The 15,651-nt window shown below is 33.5% G+C and carries 15 protein-coding genes; all 15 read left to right on the top strand.

Going from position 1 to position 15,651, the window contains the following annotated elements:
* Nucleotides 1-2 precede the first annotated feature (2 nt).
* The 15 genes from EKN01_RS01470 (at nucleotide 3) to uvrB (ending at nucleotide 15,650) form a co-directional block, all read left to right on the top strand.
* Nucleotides 3-1,658, top strand: a complete 1,656-nt coding sequence (locus EKN01_RS01470; protein WP_241685225.1) for a sensor histidine kinase — start codon at nucleotides 3-5, stop codon at nucleotides 1,656-1,658.
* A 119-nt stretch (nucleotides 1,659-1,777) separates the two neighbouring features.
* Nucleotides 1,778-2,602 carry a phosphate ABC transporter substrate-binding protein gene (locus EKN01_RS01475; RefSeq protein WP_129045242.1) on the top strand — a complete coding sequence of 275 codons (825 nt, stop codon included), beginning with the start codon at nucleotides 1,778-1,780 and terminating at the stop codon, nucleotides 2,600-2,602.
* 20 nt (nucleotides 2,603-2,622) lie between these two features.
* Entirely contained in the window at nucleotides 2,623-3,543 is a 921-nt protein-coding gene (gene pstC, locus EKN01_RS01480) for a phosphate ABC transporter permease subunit PstC (protein WP_099974446.1), read from the top strand.
* On the top strand, nucleotides 3,543-4,433 hold the full coding sequence (pstA, locus tag EKN01_RS01485) for a phosphate ABC transporter permease PstA (RefSeq protein ID WP_099974447.1): 891 nt from the start codon (nucleotides 3,543-3,545) through the stop codon (nucleotides 4,431-4,433). Before pstC ends, pstA begins: the two co-directional genes overlap by 1 nt.
* Nucleotides 4,434-4,435: 2 nt before the next feature.
* On the top strand, nucleotides 4,436-5,230 hold the full coding sequence (pstB, locus tag EKN01_RS01490) for a phosphate ABC transporter ATP-binding protein PstB (protein ID WP_099974448.1): 795 nt from the start codon (nucleotides 4,436-4,438) through the stop codon (nucleotides 5,228-5,230).
* 13 nt (nucleotides 5,231-5,243) lie between these two features.
* Nucleotides 5,244-6,008: a phosphate ABC transporter ATP-binding protein PstB gene (gene pstB / locus EKN01_RS01495; RefSeq protein WP_099974449.1), complete on the top strand. Its 765-nt coding sequence runs from the start codon at nucleotides 5,244-5,246 to the stop codon at nucleotides 6,006-6,008.
* A gap of 10 nt (nucleotides 6,009-6,018) precedes the next feature.
* On the top strand, nucleotides 6,019-6,696 hold the full coding sequence (gene phoU / locus EKN01_RS01500; RefSeq protein ID WP_099974450.1) for a phosphate signaling complex protein PhoU: 678 nt from the start codon (nucleotides 6,019-6,021) through the stop codon (nucleotides 6,694-6,696).
* Nucleotides 6,697-6,747: 51 nt separating this feature from the next.
* Complete coding sequence (locus EKN01_RS01505; protein WP_129044677.1) at nucleotides 6,748-7,008, top strand: PspC domain-containing protein; 261 nt, start codon at nucleotides 6,748-6,750, stop codon at nucleotides 7,006-7,008.
* Nucleotides 7,008-7,376 carry a phage holin family protein gene (locus EKN01_RS01510; protein ID WP_129044678.1) on the top strand — a complete coding sequence of 123 codons (369 nt, stop codon included), beginning with the start codon at nucleotides 7,008-7,010 and terminating at the stop codon, nucleotides 7,374-7,376. The genes EKN01_RS01505 and EKN01_RS01510 overlap by 1 nt, the downstream gene beginning before the upstream one ends.
* A gap of 70 nt (nucleotides 7,377-7,446) precedes the next feature.
* Nucleotides 7,447-8,391, top strand: a complete 945-nt coding sequence (hprK, locus tag EKN01_RS01515; RefSeq protein WP_129044679.1) for an HPr(Ser) kinase/phosphatase — start codon at nucleotides 7,447-7,449, stop codon at nucleotides 8,389-8,391.
* Between the two features lie 6 nt (nucleotides 8,392-8,397).
* The gene (lgt, locus tag EKN01_RS01520) at nucleotides 8,398-9,219 is read left to right on the top strand and encodes a prolipoprotein diacylglyceryl transferase (protein WP_432264334.1); all 822 of its coding nucleotides are present in this window, start codon (nucleotides 8,398-8,400) and stop codon (nucleotides 9,217-9,219) included.
* A gap of 51 nt (nucleotides 9,220-9,270) precedes the next feature.
* Nucleotides 9,271-10,218 carry a thioredoxin-disulfide reductase gene (trxB, locus tag EKN01_RS01525; protein ID WP_164966372.1) on the top strand — a complete coding sequence of 316 codons (948 nt, stop codon included), beginning with the start codon at nucleotides 9,271-9,273 and terminating at the stop codon, nucleotides 10,216-10,218.
* 114 nt (nucleotides 10,219-10,332) lie between these two features.
* On the top strand, nucleotides 10,333-11,673 hold the full coding sequence (locus EKN01_RS01530) for a PTS galactitol transporter subunit IIC (RefSeq protein WP_129044681.1): 1,341 nt from the start codon (nucleotides 10,333-10,335) through the stop codon (nucleotides 11,671-11,673).
* Between the two features lie 155 nt (nucleotides 11,674-11,828).
* Nucleotides 11,829-13,517, top strand: a complete 1,689-nt coding sequence (locus EKN01_RS01535; protein ID WP_129044682.1) for a phospho-sugar mutase — start codon at nucleotides 11,829-11,831, stop codon at nucleotides 13,515-13,517.
* Nucleotides 13,518-13,637: 120 nt separating this feature from the next.
* Complete coding sequence (uvrB, locus tag EKN01_RS01540) at nucleotides 13,638-15,650, top strand: excinuclease ABC subunit UvrB (RefSeq protein WP_129044683.1); 2,013 nt, start codon at nucleotides 13,638-13,640, stop codon at nucleotides 15,648-15,650.
* Nucleotide 15,651: the final 1 nt, after the last annotated feature.

Genomic DNA, 15,651 nt, shown 5'->3' on the forward strand with positions numbered 1-15,651 from the left:
ATTTGAAGAATAATTTTAAATTAGTATTATCAGTAATATTATCAGTAATAGTTTTTTTTGCGATAGTTGTAGCATCAGACAATGTTATTTCAAATGTTCAAAGAGATATGTTTGATCAAAAGATTCAGATATATAAAGAACTTAAGAAAAATTACGATAAGCCAGAAGCAGCAAGATTAGCAAGAGTGAAGTATATATATAATCCTGCAAAAGACAAATCCTCATATAGTAATGGAGCTTTAGAATTATCCAAACGTGGAAAATTAGATACTGATAATGAAATAACAACATTTACTGATTTTGATGAGAGATATATCTACTTTAAGACAGGAAATGATAGAGATTTAGTCTCAGAGAGATTCCCAAGATTATGGAATTTTAATAGAGCTAGATTTATTGCTGTTATGATTGCATATTTTATTATCTTTAACTTAATAATTTATCTGTATTATAGAAATCAAAGAAATACAGAGAGAGACATTGAGGAAGTTACAAATTACATAAATAGTGTTAGAAAATCTAATGATTATAATTCCATTATTTTGCCTCCTGACGATAAACTTTATGATCTTTCTCAAGAAATAAATAGTCTAGGAGAAGATTTAAATAATATAAGAATAGCTTCAAGATTAAGAAAACGTCGATTTGAAAGTTTGATTGGTCATTTGCCTGTAGGAGTTATGCTAATGAGTAAAACAGGACAAGTTTTGCTGCATAATCAGGCTATGGCTAATTTGTTAGGAGTTAATATTTCAAGTGAAATTCACCCATTTGTTGAAGATGTTAAAACATATGAGCTTTCTCAAATGATTGAAAAGACTCTTCGCAAGAATCAAAACTATCATAAGATAATTCAGTTAGTAGGAAATACTAATCGTTATGTTGATGCCACAGTTACTAGACTTGCACACTCTAGTGAAGAGATGATAGATCAACAAATAATGTTAATTCTATATGATTTAACTGATACAAAATTAGCTGAAAAACAACAAGAAGATTTTGTGAACAATGTAAGTCATGAGTTAAAAACACCAATTACATCGATTCAAGGATTTGCAGAAACGTTGAAGAATGGTGCAAAGAATGATCCACAAATGCTAGATCACTTCTTGGATATAATCTATGACGAATCTGTTCACCTAAATGATCTGGTTCAAGATATTTTATCTATTTCAAAAATTCAGACACAAGATGATGAATTAGAATATGTTGACGTTAAAGCATTAATTGATAAAAATATTCAGCATCAGGCACTATCGATTGATAATAAAAACATTAGAGTTGAGACAGAATTTTTTGGAAGAAATACTGTTGAAATTAGTAAATCTAGGTTAAATAAAATAATTGAAAACCTACTAAAAAATGCAATTTCTTACAACAAAGATGGCGGTGAGATCAAGATTGAATTCCACCATGATGAGATTAAAAATCGTGTGAGATTATCTGTTGAAGATACTGGTATAGGTATTAAAGAGGCAGATGAACAAAGAATTTTCGAGCGATTCTACCAAGTTGATGAATCTAGAAGCAAAAAAGTCGGTGGTACGGGTCTAGGTTTATCTATTGTTAAAGAAACTGTAGAAAAAATGAATGGTGATATTTTTGTTGAGTCTCATTTGGGATTGGGTACGAAATTTATCGTTGATTTACCTTTATAAAAACAGCAAATTTATTGCTGTTTTTTTTATTTGTATACAAAAAATATACATTTAAAACGTATTATTAATCATACGGGGTGAAAATAGTGAAAAATAAAAAAATAGCAGTAATAGTATCTATGCTTTCACTTATCTTAATTTTAAGTGGATGTGGAAAAAGTTCATATGAATCAATAACAGCAGTTGGTTCCACCGCTGTTCAACCATTAGTTGAACAGGCTGCAAGCAAATACGATCTTGAACATGATAATACTTATATCAATGTTCAAGGTGGAGGATCTGGTACTGGGTTAAGTCAGATTCAACAAGGAGCTGTTGATATAGGTAGCTCTGATTTGTATGCTGAACAGAAAAAAGGAATTGATGCATCAAAATTAGTGGATCATCGAATCTGTGCGGTTGGTATGGTACCGATTGTTAATAAAGAAGTTAAAGTTAAAAATTTGACACTTACTCAACTAAAAGATATTTTTTCTGGAAAGATTAAAAATTGGAAAGAAGTCGGCGGACAAAATTTAGATATAACAATTGTCAATCGTGCAGACGGTAGTGGAACAAGAACAGCATTTGCAAATGATGTTATGGGTGATACAGAATTTGCTAGCTCTCAAGAACAAGATTCAACTGGAACTGTACGTCAAATCGTAAAAAATACAGACGGCGCTATCAGTTATGTTTCAATGCCATATCTAGATAATAATACTAAGCCATTAAAAGTTAATGGTGTAAAAGCTACTGTAGAAAATGTTCAATCAAATGCTTGGCCTATCTGGTCATATGAACATCTATATACTAAAGGCGAACCAAAAGGTCTTACTAAGAAATTTTTAGCATATCTAATGACAGATGAAGTTCAGAATAAAATTGTTAAAGAAATGAAATATGTTCCAATAAAAGATATGCAATATGAAAAAGATGCAAATAACAAATTGATAAAAAAATAGTTTTATAAGGGGATATCACTTTGAAAGATACTATTAGAGAGAGTCTGACACAGAGATCTAAATCAGCAAAACTTGAAACACGTGGGAAAATTATCTCACTAAGTTTTACTGCTGTAATTGTTATTTTAGTTATTTCAATTATTGGATTTGTTGCTGCTAAAGGATCATTAATTTTTATTAAGGACGGGGTTAATCCTTTTGATTTTTTGACACATACAACGTGGAAACCTAATACACTGGATGCAAATGGTCATCCAATTATCGGAGCTGCTCCTATGATTGTTGGATCGTTTGTTGTTACACTTTTTGCTGCAATTATTGCTACACCTTTTGCCATTGCAGCAGCTGTATATATGACTGAAATATCATCAAAATGGGGTAAGAAAATTCTTCAACCTGTTATTGAACTACTAGTTGGTATTCCATCAGTTGTTTATGGATTTATTGGTTTGACAGTTGTTGTACCTTTTGTAAAGGACGTTGCCGGAGGAAGTGGACTGGGTGTACTTTCAGGTGCGTTTGTATTGTTTGTTATGATTTTACCAACTATTACATCAATGACGGTTGATGCTCTAAAGGCTGTGCCACGCAACTATCGTGAAGCTTCATTGGCTCTGGGTGCCACACGATGGCAAACTACTAGCAAAGTGGTCTTACGTGCAGCCACACCAGGAATTTTGACAGCAATTATTTTTGGAATGTCACGTGCATTCGGTGAAGCACTTGCTGTTCAAATGGTTATTGGTAATGCTATGTTGATGCCAACGAGTTTGGTATCTCCTTCGTCTACACTAACATCAGTTTTAACAATGAATATGGGAAATTCTGTTCAAGGATCAACTTCTAACAATGCACTATGGTCACTTGCGCTAATTTTATTACTTATGTCACTTATTTTTAATACTGTTACAAGAGCCATTGCTAAGCGAGGTGAGTTCTAGTGTTTAATGCAAAAGTAAAAGATAAAATAGCCACAGGAATTATTTATACTCTGTCAGGAATTATTGTTATAATTCTTGCCTCACTACTACTTTATATTTTGGGTAGCGGACTTCGCTACGTGAACTGGGATTTTCTAACATCTACTTCATCGGATTTCTCAAAAGGTAGCGGTGTTGGTGTTCAATTGTTCAATTCGTTTTATCTTCTAGTTATATCAATGCTGATTTCTATTCCTATCTCTGTTTCTTCAGGAATATATCTATCAGAATATGCTGGAAAAAGTAAAATTGTAAATGTCATTAGAATCTCAATAGAAGTTTTAAGTTCATTACCATCAATCGTGGTTGGTTTATTTGGATTTTTAGTTTTCGTAATATATTTTCACATGGGATTTTCAATTTTATCAGGTGCTCTAACTCTTACGGTATTCAATCTACCAATTTTAACAAGAAGTGTTGAAGACTCTCTAAAAGCTGTACCTGGCTCACAACGTGAAGCTGGTCTATCACTTGGCTTATCAAAATGGGAAACAGTGATTCATGTAATTATCCCTAGTGCATTGCCTGGTATCATCACAGGTATGGTTTTAGGAGCGGGCAGAATTTTCGGTGAAGCTGCTGCTCTTATCTACACAGCCGGTCAAAGTGCTCCACCACTTGAATTTAGTAACTTTAATATTTTCAGTCCTACTAATCCACTTAACTTGATGAGACCAGCTGAAACATTAGCTGTACATATTTGGAAGGTTAATTCTGAAGGACTAGTTGCTAATGCTGATCAAGTTTCCGCAGGATCATCTGCTATCTTGATTATTGCTGTTTTGATATTTAACTTATTAGCAAGATATATCGGAAACAAAGTATATAAGAAGATAACAGGGGGTGAATAGGGATGGCAGATAAATATATTCTGGAACTAGATAGTAATAAACACGAAATTGCTATGGAAACAAAGAATGTTCAAGTTTTCTATGGTGAAAAAGAAGCCTTAGAAAAAACATCAATGCAATTTGAAAGATACAAAATCACTTCGCTTATTGGCTCTTCTGGATCTGGTAAGTCTACATTCTTAAGATCGCTTAATCGTATGAATGATAACGTTCCTGGTGCAAGTGTTAAAGGTGAAATTATATATAGAGGCTTAGATATCAATAAAAATGATATTGATATTTATGAAACAAGAAAACATATCGGAATGGTATTCCAAAGACCTAATCCTTTTTCTAAATCTATCTATGAAAATATAACTTTTGCACTTAAACGACACGGTATGAAAGATAAAAATGAATTAGATGAAATTGTTGAAACAACACTAAAACAAGCATCTTTGTGGGAACAAGTTAAGGATGATCTTAACAAGAGTGCTTTGGCTTTGTCAGGTGGCCAACAACAAAGACTTTGTATTGCAAGAGCTATCGCAATGAAACCAGACGTTTTATTAATGGATGAACCTGCTAGTGCGCTAGATCCAATTTCAACAGCAAACATTGAAGAGACAATGTTAAATTTAAAAGATAACTACACGATTATTATCGTTACACATAATATGCAACAAGCATCACGTGTTAGCGACTATACAGCCTTTTTCAACATGGGAAAAGCTGTAGAGTTTGATGAAACAAGAAAGATCTTTACTAGACCAAAAATTCAACTAACTGAAGACTATGTTTCAGGACATTTTGGATAAGGGGGCTTCAAAAATGGCAGAAAATCCAACAATTTTAACATCTTCTAATGTTCACTTATTCTATGGTAAAAAAGAAGCGCTAAAGGGGATTAATTTATTTTTCAAAAAGAACGAAATTACAGCACTTATTGGACCATCAGGTTGCGGTAAGTCTACTTATCTTAGATGTTTAAATAGGATGAATGACTTAATACCTAATGTTACTATTACTGGAAATATCGAAATGGAAGATAAAAATCTCTATGCCCCAAATGTTGATACTGTTGAGCTACGTAAAAAAGTAGGGATGGTATTCCAACAGCCTAATCCTTTTCCTTTTTCAATTTATGAAAATGTAGCATATGGTTTGAGATTAGCTGGAATTAAGGACAAAACTTACATTGATGAAGCCGTTGAATCTAGTTTAAAACAAGCAGCGGTTTGGGAAGATGTAAAAGATAAGTTACATGAGAACGCTCTTTCTTTATCTGGTGGTCAACAACAAAGAGTATGTATTGCTAGAGTTCTAGCAGTAAAACCAGAAATTATTCTTTTAGATGAACCTACAAGTGCTCTGGATCCAATATCTTCTGGTAAGATTGAAGATATGTTATTATCTTTAAAAAAAGAATACACAATAATCATTGTTACACATAGCATGCAGCAAGCTTCAAGAATTGCTGATAAAACTGCATTTTTTTTAAACGGTGATTTGATAGAAGTTGCTGAAACTAAGAAGATTTTCTTAAATCCAGAAAAACAAGAAACCGAAGATTATATTTCAGGAAAATTCGGGTAGGAGGACAATTATGGCAGGAAATTTAGAAGAAAGATTAAATGATTTACATCTTAGATTTTCAGAAATGGGTATGATGGCCATTGAGGCAACAACAAAGGCTGTAGAAGCATATATTGCACATGATAAGGTAATTGCACAAGAAGTTATCGATGCTGATCAAAATCTAAATTCCCGAGAAACAGAGTTAGAGAAGAGTTCTTTTGAAACTATTGCTCTACAACAACCAGTTACATCTGATTTGCGTATGATTGTGACTGTTTTGAAAGCAAGTTCTGATTTAGAGAGAATGGGTGATCATGCGGTAAGTATTGCGCAAGAAACCATTCGAGTTAAAGGTGAACATCGTATTCCTGAAATTGAAAAGAAGATTGCTGAATTAGGCGATATGAGTACCAATATTGTCGAAAATGCACTTGAAGCTTATCTGAAAAAAGATAAAGAAATGGCTGAAAGAGTTTCGGCTGGAGATTTCAAAATAGATAAAAAATCTGCTGAGATAGTAGATGACTGTATAAAAGCAATGCAAGAAGATAGTGATTCAGTATTAAGTGGAACTTCATATATGCTAGTTTCAAGCTATCTAGAACGCATTGGTGATTACGCTAAGAATCTTTGTGAATGGGTTGTTTACCTAGAAACAGGACATGTTGTAGAACTTTATTCAAAGGATATTGAATCTGAAGATTAATATTGAAAACAATCTTAGACTGTTGTACATTGACTATACTGAGGTTGAGAGATGAAAAAGAAATTAACAAGATCAAGTAAAAATAGAATTTTAGCTGGTGTTTGCGGAGGTATCGCCGATTATTTAGGTATTGACGTAGTATGGGTCAGATTAGTTTTGATTATCCTAACTCCGCTAACTTATTTTTTAACTGTTATAGCTTATATAGTGGCTATATTCCTAATTCCAGAAACTAGAAATATACAGATTACTGATGGTAGTAGAAAAGATGTTACTAATTCAGTCAAGGTTTCAGATGAGGAGAAAAAATAATGTTACGCTTTATCGCAAGAGTTGGAATTTATACTGTTTTATTTCTAGCAATAGCTGCGTTATTTCCTAGATACTTCTTTATAAGTAGTTTTGGATCTGCTCTAATTGCTAGTGTTATTTTAGTTATTTTAAATGCAACCATTAAACCGTTTCTAAATTTTGTTTCGTTACCTATAACAATGTTAACTTTTGGTTTTTTCACTTTTATAATAAGTGCCATTACTTTGGAGCTAACATCTTGGATAGTAGGATCAACAAGATTTAATTTTACGAGTTTTTGGTCAGCATTGTTCATAGCAATATTAATTTCAATATGTAATTCCATTATAAATTCATATTTAATGAAGAATTTTCAAAAACGTGTATAAATTACACGTTTTTTTTATATACCTTAAAATGATAAAATAGAATATAACTAATAAGAAGTGAGGCATAATTATGGCTGATTTTGTTACAGTTTCAAAATTTGTTAAAGAAAATGATTTAACTTATCTTGGTGGTGAAGAATTTGCTGCAAATAAGAAAATCACAACTAGTGATATATCAAGACCAGGTATTGAATTGACAGGGTACTTTGACTATTATCCTAGTGAACGAATTCAATTATTTGGACAAACTGAGTTTGCATACTCTAAAACAATGACGTCTAACAATCGTTATAAAGTAATGCTTGAATTATGTCGCGAAGATACACCGATGCTTCTAGTAGCTAGAGATATCGTTCCCACTCCTGAACTTTTGAAAGCAGCTGCTGAAAATAAGGTTCCTGTAGTTGGTTCAAAAATTCCTACAACTAGATTATCAAGTATTATTACAGACTATTTGGATCGCGAGTTAGCACCTAGAGAGTCTGTTCATGGTGTTTTAGTTGATGTTTACGGAATTGGAATAATGCTAACTGGTCATTCAGGAATTGGTAAAAGTGAAACAGCTCTTGAATTAGTGAAAAGAGGGCACAGATTAATTGCAGATGACCGTGTTGATGTATATCAACAGGATGAAAAAACTTTAATGGGTGAAGCACCCAAAATTTTAAATCATTTGTTGGAAATCCGTGGAATTGGAATAATAGATGTCATGAATCTTTTTGGTGCAGGAGCAGTTCGCTCACGTAGCGAAGTTCAGCTTATTATCAATCTAGAAGATTGGTCACCAGATCAGAATTATGACCGCTTAGGAACAATGGAAGACAGTAGAAAATATTTTGATGTTACTGTACCAAGAATTAATATACCTGTTAAAGTGGGTCGTAATATCTCAATTATTATTGAAGTAGCAGCAATGAACTTCCGTGCTAAACGTATGGGATATGATGCCACAGAAAAATTTGAACAGAACCTTAATAATTTGATCAAAGAAAACGAAGAAAATGATAAGGAATAGTGAAAAATGATGAACTTAGAATTTTTATCTTTGAATCCAATAGCTTTTACTGTTGGTAGCTTACAAGTTCATTGGTATGGTTTGATAATTGCCTTAGGCGCAATCTTAGGAATTGCGTTAGCAATTAGTGAAGCAAAACATCTAGGTGTAGATACCGATAATATCCTAGATTTAGTATTATACGGTGTTCCAATAGCTATTATTGGTGCAAGATTGTACTATGTAATATTTGAATTACCTTTTTACTTGGCTAACCCAGGTGAAATAATAAAAATTTGGCATGGTGGTATAGCCATATATGGTGGTTTAATAGCTGCTTTTATAGTGCTATTAGTATTATCCAAGAAAAGAAATATATCAGCGTGGACCATGCTGGATATTGCAGCACCAGCTGTGATGATTGGTCAGATTGTAGGTCGTTGGGGTAACTTTATGAATCAGGAAGCTTACGGTGCCAAAGTGAGTTTATCTTTTCTACAAAGTTTGCACCTACCTAACTTTATTATTAATCAGATGTTTATTGACGGAGCATATCGTCAACCTACTTTTCTGTATGAATCACTGTGGAATTTAATAGGACTGATTATAATTCTTTCCATTAGACACAGGAAAAACTTTTTGAAACGTGGAGAGGTTTTCTTATCATATCTAATCTGGTATCCAGTGGGAAGATTTTTTATAGAAGGAATGAGAACAGATAGTCTGTACCTAATTCCTGGGTTGAGAATATCTCAATTATTATCATTGTTATTCTTGATAGTAGCAGTAACATTATTTATTTATCGTAGAAAAAAATATGATGAACCATATTATGAGCAAATAAAATAGCATTTTATAATTAAAGTGCTATCATGTGGTAATGATTAAAGGAGGGTGTCAATAATGAAAAATTATGATGTTGTAGTTATTGGTGCAGGTCCTGGGGGACTAACTGCCGCACTTTATGCTTCACGTGCAAATCTTTCGGTAGCAATTTTAGATCGCGGGATTTACGGCGGTCAAATGAACAATACAGCAGAGATAGAGAATTATCCTGGTTTTGATTCTATTTTAGGACCAGATTTAAGTGAAAAGATGTATAATTCTTCAACTAGATTCGGAGCAACTTTTGAATATGGAACTGTTGAAAGTATTGAGGATAAAGGATCAAAGAAAATTATCCATACTGATGATGGTGACTATGAAACTAGTGTAGTAATTATCGCTACAGGATCACAATATAAAAAAATTGGTGTTCCTGGAGAAGAAGAGATGTCTGGACGAGGAGTATCTTACTGTGCTGTATGTGATGGTGCTTTCTTCAAAAATCAAGATGTAGCAGTAATTGGTGGGGGAGATTCAGCCGTTGAAGAGGGTGTTTACCTAACCCAATTAGCTAAATCAGTTACAATCATTCACCGTCGTGATCAATTACGTGCTCAAAAAATTCTTCAAGATCGTGCATTCAAGAATGACAAAATTAATTTTGTTTGGAATGCAGACGTAGAAGAAATCACTAGTGAAGATGGAAAAGTTAGTGGAGTTAAATACTTAGACAAAGAAACAGGCGATGAAAAAGTAGTTCCTGCAAGTGGCGCCTTTATTTATGTCGGTATCCAACCAATGACAGAACCATTCCAAGATTTAGGTATTTTGGATTCAGAAAACTGGATTGAAACTAATGATAAAATGGAAACTTCAGTTCCAGGAATTTATGCTATTGGAGATGTTCGTAAAAAAGATTTACGACAAATTACAACAGCAGTTGGAGACGGTGGTATTGCTGGACAAGAAGCTTTCAATTATATTCAAACATTATCAGATGCTGATTTAGCAGATGTAAAATAAAAAGAGTAACTTATAAAAAGTTACTCTTTTTTTTTATTTATTTAAAATACTTCTTGAATAACCTCGTAATTTAAATGATACTTACAAGTAGTGCTTTATTATTGGGAGGGAATTATGGTTGTTATTAATTACATAATGAGCTTGGGTGCCAATGTTATGATGCCCATTGTTTTCATTATTTTAGGACTTTGTTTAGGACTTGGAGTAGCGAAATCTATCAAATCCGGTATTATGGTCGGTGTTGGTTTTGTTGGTCTTACAATTGTTACAGAATTATTAGCTGAAAATCTTGGACCAGCAGTTAACAAAATGGTTCAGATATATGGATTGAACTTAAAGGTTTTGGATATTGGTTGGCCAGCAGCTGCTACAGTATCTTATGGTACAAAATTAGGAGCTATTGTCATTCCAGTAGGACTAGTTATTAATATGATCATGTTATTCACTAAAACTACAAATACAATGAACATCAATTTATGGAGTTACTGGCACTATGCTTTTGTTGGAACTCTTGTAACTATTGCCACAAATAGTTTTTGGTTAGGATTCTTTGCACTAGTTGTTACGATAGTATTTACATTGGTAGGATGTGATTTATCACAGAAAAAGATGGAAGAATTTTATGGTGAAGAATACAAGGGAGTATCATTCCCTCAAGCCTTTTCAGTCGGATTCATTCCATTTGCTATTGCAGTAAACTGGATTATTGAGCGTATTCCTGTAATCAATAAAATAGATATTGATGCAGAAAAAATGCAAAAAAGATACGGATTATTCGGAGATCCAGCATTTTTGGGTGTCATAATTGGTATTTTATTAGGATTAATTGCCCATTATACTGTTGCTAAGATGCTAACACTTGGTATCACTATGGCAGCTGTGATGGTATTGATACCTAGAATTACTAAAGTATTCATGGAAGGATTGAATCCTACTTCACAGAGAGCTCAATACTTACTTGTTAACAAATACAAGACAAACCGTGATATTAGTATAGGTATTACACCATCAGTTATCATTGGTCATCCAGTTACATTGGCAGTAGGATTATTATTAGTTCCTATTACATTATTCTTGTCAGTTATCTTACCAGGGAACATGTTTTTACCACTTGCTTCATTGGCTGGTTTAATCTATGTATTTCCTTTGGTACTTCCTTATACAAAAGGAAATGCATTTAGAACTCTAGTTACTGGTATAGTTGGTGTCATGTGCAGTTTGTGGTTTGCTACTGCACTAGCACCTACATTTACAAAAGCAGTTCATACTGTTAGTCCCAAATTAATACCTCACGGTACTAGTGGTGTAGCCTCATTGGACTTCGCGGGAAGTTTGATTGCTTGGGTAACATATGAATTGTCTGTAAATGCTACTATCATCGGAGTTATTGTTTTAGGTATAGCTACATTGGCATTAATGCTTTATAATCGTAGAAAAATTGTTGCACAAAAATAAAGACTGGAGACAGTCTTTTTTTATTTATCTGAATAATATTTTTACATTTAAGAACAATTTAAGATTAATTTTCTATCATAAAAAAAACGATTTTAAAAATGACAGATTGATTGATATAATCAAATGTAAGGACTTACATAACAGGAGGAACCAATATGTCTTGGCAAGATACAATGCAAACATGGATTAATTACGAAAATATGGATCCTGAATTAAAAAATCAATTATTAGATATGCAAAAAGATGAAGCAGTTGCCCAAGAAGCATTCTATGCACCTATGGAATTTGGTACAGCAGGTATGCGCGGACTTATTGGACCTGGAATAAACAGAATGAATATTTATACAGTCCGTCAAGCCACTGAAGGACTAGCATCATTTATGGATACTTTGGGAGATGATATCAAAAAAAGAGGTGTGGCAATCAGCTATGACTCTAGATACTATTCTCAAGTATTTGCTTATGAATCAGCAAGAGTTCTAGGACAACACAATATTAATTCTTTCGTTTTTGATAGTTTGCGTCCAACACCAGAATTATCATTTGCAGTAAGAAGACTAAATACATATGCTGGAATTATGATTACAGCTAGTCATAATCCTAAACAATACAATGGATTTAAAATATACGGTCCAGATGGTGGACAAATGCCACCAGAAGAATCTGATAACATAACTAATTATGCTCGTGCAGCAAGTGATTTATTTGCAATTAAGGTGAAGTCTATTTCACAATTGCGTGATGAAAACTTATTACAAATAATAGGTGAAGATGTTGACCAACTATATCTTAAAGAACTGAACAGTGTAATAGTAAACCATGATTTGATTGAAAAAGTAGCTGATAAAATTAAAGTAGTATACACGCCACTACATGGAACTGGTAAAATGATTGCTCCTCGAGTATTTGAAAATTTAGGATTTAAACAATTTTCTATGGTCGCAAAGCAGGCAATATTGGATCCGGAGTTTGCTACTACACCAGCACCTAATCCAGAATTTGCCCAAGCTTTTGATATGGCAATTGCTGAAGGTGAAAAAGTAGACGCTAATATTCTTATTGCCACAGATCCAGATGCTGATCGTTTAGGTGCGGCCGTTCGCCAACCTGATGGAACATATGCTCTAATGACAGGTAATCAAATTGCTGCGGTAATGCTTAACTACTTACTTCAAGCTAAGAAGGAGTTAGGTCAATTACCAGCTAATGGGGCAGTTATAAAATCAATTGTTTCATCAGAACTAGCGGCAGCTGTTGCTAAGAGTTACGATATCGAAATTTTTGATGTACTTACTGGTTTCAAATATATTGCAGAAAAAATTGAAGATTTTGAAGAAACTAATAGTCATGAATTTCTATTTGGATTTGAGGAAAGTTACGGTTACTTAGTTAAACCGTTTGTCCGTGATAAAGATGCAATGCAAGCAACCATTTTATTAACAGAAGTAGCTGCGTATTATGAATCAAAAGGCATGACAATTTATGATGCATTGCAAGAGCTGTATAATAAACTTGGCTTTTATCATGAAGAGACTATTTCCAAGACATTCAACGGCATATCTGGAAAAGATCGCATGCAAGATATTATGAAGGAATTTCGTGAAGATGGTTTATCAGATATCAATGGTGTGAAAGTTACCAAAACAATTGATTATCTAGGAGAAACTGATCTTCCTAAAGCAGATGTGCTTAAATATATCTTGGAAGATGGTACATGGGTAGCTATAAGACCATCAGGTACAGAACCCAAGATGAAGTTTTATGTTGGAGTAACTGCTGATACTGAAGAAAAATCAGAGAATAAATTAAATGAGTATGTAAAAACAATTAAAAGTTGGGATTAAAAAGAGACCTTTAAGGTCTCTTTTTTAGGTTGCTAATAATGGCGAACATACGTTTGTTATGTTAAAATATTCAATAAATTATAATGGGTTACTATGTGCGATTAAACGGAGGTTAGATATATGCTTGAAAGAGATGATACTCACAAATTTGAACTAGTCTCTAAATATTCTCCTGCTGGCGATCAAGGTCAAGCAATTGAAAAACTTGAAAAAGAATTTAGAGCTGGCGATAAAGAGATGATTTTAGAGGGTGCTACAGGTACTGGTAAAACATTTACTATGGCAAATATTATCAAGGATTTAAACAAGCCGACTTTAATAATTTCTCATAATAAAACTTTGGCCGGACAATTGTATGGAGAATTCAAAGAATTTTTTCCTAACAATGCGGTTGAGTATTTTGTCAGTTATTACGATTACTACCAACCGGAAGCATACGTTCCTTCAAGTGATACCTACATCGAAAAAGATTCTAGTATCAATGATGAGATTGATAAGTTACGACATGCGGCAACAAGTGCGTTACTTGAGAGAAATGATGTAATTATTGTTGCATCTGTCTCTTGTATATTTGGATTGGGTGATCCTAGAGAATATGCTTCAAGTGTTATTTCTTTAAAAGTCGGTCAAGAAATTAGTCGAGATAAATTACTAGAAGAATTAGTAACTAATCAATTTGAAAGAAATGATATCGATTTTCAACGTGGAAGATTTAGAGTACGCGGTGATATTGTCGATATTTTCCCAGCTTCACGAGATGACAATGCATATCGTATTGAATTTTTTGGTGACGAAATTGATCGTATTGTTGAAATGAATGCATTGACTGGTGAGGTTGCAGGTACTTTAAATCGTGTAGAAATCTTCCCGGCAACTCACTTTATGATCAATGAAGAAGTTATGGAAGCTGCTCTTGAGAGAATTCAAAAAGAGATGGAAGAACAAGTAGCATTGTTTACCAAAGAAGGTAAACTCTTAGAAGCACAACGTCTAAAACAAAGAACAGAATACGATATTGAGATGATGCGCGAAATGGGTTATACATCTGGTATTGAAAATTACTCTAGACATATGGAAGGCAGAGCTGAAGGCGAACCACCATATACATTGCTAGACTTTTTCCCAGATGACTTTAATATCATGATTGATGAGTCCCATGTTACTATGCCTCAAATTAGAGGGATGTATAATGGTGATCGTGCCAGAAAACAAATGCTTGTAGATTATGGATTTAGATTACCTAGTGCCTTGGATAATAGACCATTGACTCTTGATGAATTTGAAACACACGTTAACCAAATTATGTATGTTTCTGCCACTCCTGGACCTTACGAAATGGAACGTACTGACAAAGTTGCTGAACAAATTATTCGTCCAACTGGACTATTAGATCCTGAGATTGAAGTTCGACCAATTATGGGACAAATTGATGATCTTGTCGGTGAAATCAATGAACGTGTTGAAAAAAATGAGCGTGTATTTGTAACAACTTTAACCAAGAAAATGGCTGAAGATTTAACAGATTATTTCAAAGATTTAGGAATTAAAGTCAAATATTTACACAGTGATATCAAAACACTTGAGCGTACAGAAATAATTCGTGATCTTCGATTAGGTAAGTTTGATGTTTTGATTGGTATCAATCTTCTTAGAGAAGGTATTGATGTGCCAGAAGTTTCCTTGATAGCTATTTTGGATGCTGACAAGGAAGGTTTCTTGCGATCAGAAAGATCACTTGTTCAAATCATTGGACGTGCTGCGCGTAATTCATCTGGTAAAGTAATCATGTATGCGGATAGCGTTACAGACTCTATGCAAGGTGCTATTGATAAAACCATGGATAGAAGAGAAAGACAGATTGCCTTTAATAAAGAGCATGGTGTTACACCTACAACTATTATTAAACCAATCCGTGATGCTATTACTGCAGTTCAAAAAGTTGATAATACTGCTTCAGAAAGTGAAAGTATTATTCAAGATGATGTTAGCTTTGCAGATATGACTAAGAAAGAGAAGCAAGAATTACTTGTTAATTTGAATGAACAAATGGAGAATGCCGCCAAGAAGTTAGATTTCGAAGCTGCTGCCAATTTGAGAGATACTATTTTAGAATTAAAGGCGGAAATTGATTAAT

Origin of the sequence: Companilactobacillus metriopterae, from assembly GCF_004117915.1 — a bacterium.
GTDB classification, from domain to species: domain Bacteria; phylum Bacillota; class Bacilli; order Lactobacillales; family Lactobacillaceae; genus Companilactobacillus; species Companilactobacillus metriopterae.

Bases quoted from the DNA above. Each gene is read 5' to 3' on its own strand.
- lgt (WP_432264334.1), top strand. From the start codon at position 8,398: ATGATGAACTTAGAATTTTTATCTTTGAATCCAATAGCTTTTACTGTT.
- pstB (WP_099974449.1), top strand. From the start codon at position 5,244: ATGGCAGAAAATCCAACAATTTTAACATCTTCTAATGTTCACTTATTC.
- EKN01_RS01505 (WP_129044677.1), top strand. From the start codon at position 6,748: ATGAAAAAGAAATTAACAAGATCAAGTAAAAATAGAATTTTAGCTGGT.
- hprK (WP_129044679.1), top strand. From the start codon at position 7,447: ATGGCTGATTTTGTTACAGTTTCAAAATTTGTTAAAGAAAATGATTTA.
- EKN01_RS01510 (WP_129044678.1), top strand. From the start codon at position 7,008: ATGTTACGCTTTATCGCAAGAGTTGGAATTTATACTGTTTTATTTCTA.
- EKN01_RS01475 (WP_129045242.1), top strand. From the start codon at position 1,778: ATGCTTTCACTTATCTTAATTTTAAGTGGATGTGGAAAAAGTTCATAT.
- EKN01_RS01535 (WP_129044682.1), top strand. From the start codon at position 11,829: ATGTCTTGGCAAGATACAATGCAAACATGGATTAATTACGAAAATATG.
- pstB (WP_099974448.1), top strand. From the start codon at position 4,436: ATGGCAGATAAATATATTCTGGAACTAGATAGTAATAAACACGAAATT.
- EKN01_RS01530 (WP_129044681.1), top strand. From the start codon at position 10,333: ATGGTTGTTATTAATTACATAATGAGCTTGGGTGCCAATGTTATGATG.
- phoU (WP_099974450.1), top strand. From the start codon at position 6,019: ATGGCAGGAAATTTAGAAGAAAGATTAAATGATTTACATCTTAGATTT.
- uvrB (WP_129044683.1), top strand. From the start codon at position 13,638: ATGCTTGAAAGAGATGATACTCACAAATTTGAACTAGTCTCTAAATAT.